General features: G+C 57.3%; 3 protein-coding genes, 1 other RNA gene and 1 pseudogene. 3 read left to right on the forward strand and 2 right to left on the reverse strand.

Going from position 1 to position 2,972, the window contains the following annotated elements:
- From ubiG to ssrA, 3 genes are all read left to right on the forward strand, one after another.
- Positions 1-437 (forward strand): bifunctional 2-polyprenyl-6-hydroxyphenol methylase/3-demethylubiquinol 3-O-methyltransferase UbiG (gene ubiG / locus Q8K05_RS08395; RefSeq protein WP_305246180.1); only part of this gene is annotated, 437 nt, incomplete at its 5' end.
- 33 nt (positions 438-470) lie between these two features.
- Positions 471-1,136: a phosphoglycolate phosphatase gene (gph, locus tag Q8K05_RS08400; RefSeq protein ID WP_305246181.1), complete on the forward strand. Its 666-nt coding sequence runs from the start codon at positions 471-473 to the stop codon at positions 1,134-1,136.
- A gap of 12 nt (positions 1,137-1,148) precedes the next feature.
- Positions 1,149-1,535, forward strand: a transfer-messenger RNA (tmRNA) gene (gene ssrA / locus Q8K05_RS08405).
- A 105-nt stretch (positions 1,536-1,640) separates the two neighbouring features.
- On the opposite strand, the gene Q8K05_RS08410 is transcribed toward ssrA, so the two are convergent.
- Positions 1,641-2,837, reverse strand: a complete 1,197-nt coding sequence (locus tag Q8K05_RS08410; RefSeq protein WP_305246182.1) for a site-specific integrase — start codon at positions 2,835-2,837, stop codon at positions 1,641-1,643.
- Positions 2,792-2,972 (reverse strand): annotated as a pseudogene (locus tag Q8K05_RS08415) (excisionase); the annotation flags it as partial. The pseudogene Q8K05_RS08415 and the gene Q8K05_RS08410, both read right to left, overlap by 46 nt.

Here is a 2,972-nt window from a genome sequence, read left to right on the forward strand (position 1 = left end):
ATGCGCTGGAGGCTCAGACTGAAGGGGTGCAATATCGTGAGATCAGCGCCGAGGCGCTGGCTGCCGAGCAACCCGGCAGCTTTGACGTCGTTACCTGCATGGAAATGCTGGAGCATGTGCCCGATCCTTCTTCGGTCGTTAAAGCCTGTGCTGCGTTGGTTAAACCAGGTGGACATGTGATTTTTTCCACCATTAACCGCAATGCCAAATCCTTTTTGTTTGCCATTGTTGGCGCGGAATACATCCTCAACATGCTGCCCCGAGGCACGCATGAGTACGCCAAGCTGATTAAGCCCAGCGAATTGGCCAGCTATTGCCGTGCTGCGGGTTTGAACCTGCAAAAGACCAAGGGTCTGGAATACAACCCACTTACGCGACATTACTGGCTCAGCGCCAACACCAGCGTGAACTACATGCTGGCGACACAAAAAATCTGAGCGCTTCATTGCACTCCCCCTGATTGTCCCGATATGTTCACAAACATCGATGCAGTTTTGTTTGACCTCGACGGCACCCTGATTGACAGCGCGCCCGACCTGGGTGCGGCGGCCGACAAAATGCGTACTGACCGGGGCCTGGCGTCGTTTCCCCTGACGCAATATCGGCCTATGGCCGGTGCGGGTGCCCGCGGCATGATCGCCGTGGCTTTTGGCTTGGCGCCCGAAGATACCCGCTTTGATGCGCTTAAAGAGGAGTTTTTCGCCAATTACGAATCCTGTTTGACTGAGCGCACCTATGTCTTTGAGGGGGTGGCTGAACTGATTGACCATATTCGTCAAGCGGGCCTGAAATGGGGTGTTGTAACCAATAAATCGGCCCGCTTTACCGTGCCGCTGACCAACACCATGCCGCTGTTCAATACGGCCCAAACCATTATCAGCGGCGACACCACGCCGCACGCCAAACCGCACCCGGCGCCCTTGCTCGAGGCGGCGCGACAGCTTGGTGTGGCCGCCGGGCGCTGCGTGTATGTGGGGGATGACAAACGCGACATCGTTGCCGGGCGTGCTGCCGGTATGCCAACGGTGGCCGCCGCTTACGGTTATCTGGGTTTGGCTGCTGACACGCAGGGCTGGAACGCTGATTTCACCATTTCCGCACCTTTAGCCCTCTTGAAATTGCTGAGAATGGCTTAAACTACTGGGCTTGGGGCTGCATTGGTTTCGACGTGGGTTCGGACGCGGTGTGGTGCATGTCGAGCTGAGTGTGCTCGTAAAACTGATTCAAACAAACTAACTGCAAACGACGAACGTTTCGCACTCGCTGCTTAATTGCCAGTGAGCTTTACAACAGCAGGCCGATGGGCTGGGCAAGGGGTCTTTAGCGAAAGTTAGGGGCTCCCGGCTGTAAAGATAATTTTATCGGCTGGCTCTGGGCTGGGTACCTTAACCCGGGGCAAGAAAATAGGGTGCTGGCGTCCTGTGTAGCGTGCGACTGCGCGATACAGGTGGCGAGACTTAAATCAGACCGCTAAACATGTAGATCTGCTCGAAGAAGGCTTGCGGACGGGGGTTCAAATCCCCCCAGCTCCACCATCCAAGACAATCCCCGCCAATGAAAGACCATTGGCGGGGATTTTGTTTTACCGCCTTAAGTTGGCGTTGATTGGCGTTGGATTCACACGGAATTCACACGCGGGATTAATCATTTCCCACGATGCGCAATTGCACCTTGGGTTTTTGGTAGTCGGCCGGAATGAATTTTCCGTAGATCTTGAACACCATCTGCACGTCAACGTGCCCGAGCTGCTGGGCAACGTACCACGGGTTGTGGCCAGCCGTGAGCAGTGCGCTGGCAAAAGTGTGGCGTGCCTGATACGGATTGCGATACAGGACGCCCGCGCGTAGGCAAAGCGGCTGCCACAGGGTTTTTCGGATCTGCGCGTCGCCTGTCCAAGGCTGCCCGGTACGCGGATTCAGCCACACGTGGCCACTCTCCAGCAGAAAACTGGCAGCTTTTTGCGCGGTCAATGCCGACAAGGCCTCCGCGTTCAGGTCAACGTCGCGCACGCCGGCATCGGTTTTCGGGCCTTTTTCGACGCTCACCACCTGGTTGAGGTCGATCCGCGCCTTGCTGTTAATCCAGTCCACCTTTGGCCACTTGAGCGCGATCAGTTCTCCCGGCCGCAGCCCTGAGTTAAACCAGAACTGCACCAGGGGACGTTCATCAGCCCGGGCGGCCTTGATCAGCGCCGCGCGTTCTTCAGCCGTGAAGGGCTCAACCTCGTATTCGCTGCTTTTGGCCGTTTGCTTCAGCAGCTTGCTCATGGCGATGCGGTCAAAAGGATTAAATTTGATCAAATCGTCATTGAGCGCGTCTTCAAACACGCTGCGCAGTGGGGTCATGAGGTTGCGCGCAAACTTTGCCGTCATGTCCAGGCTGGAGATCCAGGTGCGAAGATCGCTGGGCCCGACGCTGGCCAGCGCCCATGTGTCCCAATATGCCATGCGCTTGCTGTTGATGGCTTTGGCGTAGCCTTCATAGGTGCTGGGCGACAGCTGGCCGTTCTTGACCTGGCGCTCATAGGTTTCGAGCTGGGTCTGCAGCTTATCTTTCAACAAGATGCGCTTGCCGGCAACATCAAACTGCAGCGCGCGCGGGCTGTTTGGGAAGTAATCAGCGTAGTGGAATTGATTGTCGGCGATCTTTCTAGCCACCTCGGCCCGGATGCCGGCCGCGTAGTTCACGGCCGTCTGGGTGATGGGCCCTGGTGGCAGCAGCTCGCGGCATTGGACGCCGCGAAAGCTGAAAGCGATCTGGATGCGGCGTTCGTGCTTGAACTCGCGGATGGCTACGCCGCGAGGGCAGGTGATGTCGGTTGCTGGCCTTCGACCCATTTGTTGTATTCCTCCGGGTTCACGTACAGATTGCCATCTGGCCCAAGCTGGCAATGTACGCCATCGGCCCACTGGCGCTTGCGGCGGCGCGCATGGACAGCGTCGGGTGTGTCGCCGGTTTCCTCACAATGCTTG

This window comes from Polaromonas sp. (assembly GCF_030682935.1).
GTDB lineage: Bacteria > Pseudomonadota > Gammaproteobacteria > Burkholderiales > Burkholderiaceae_C > Polaromonas.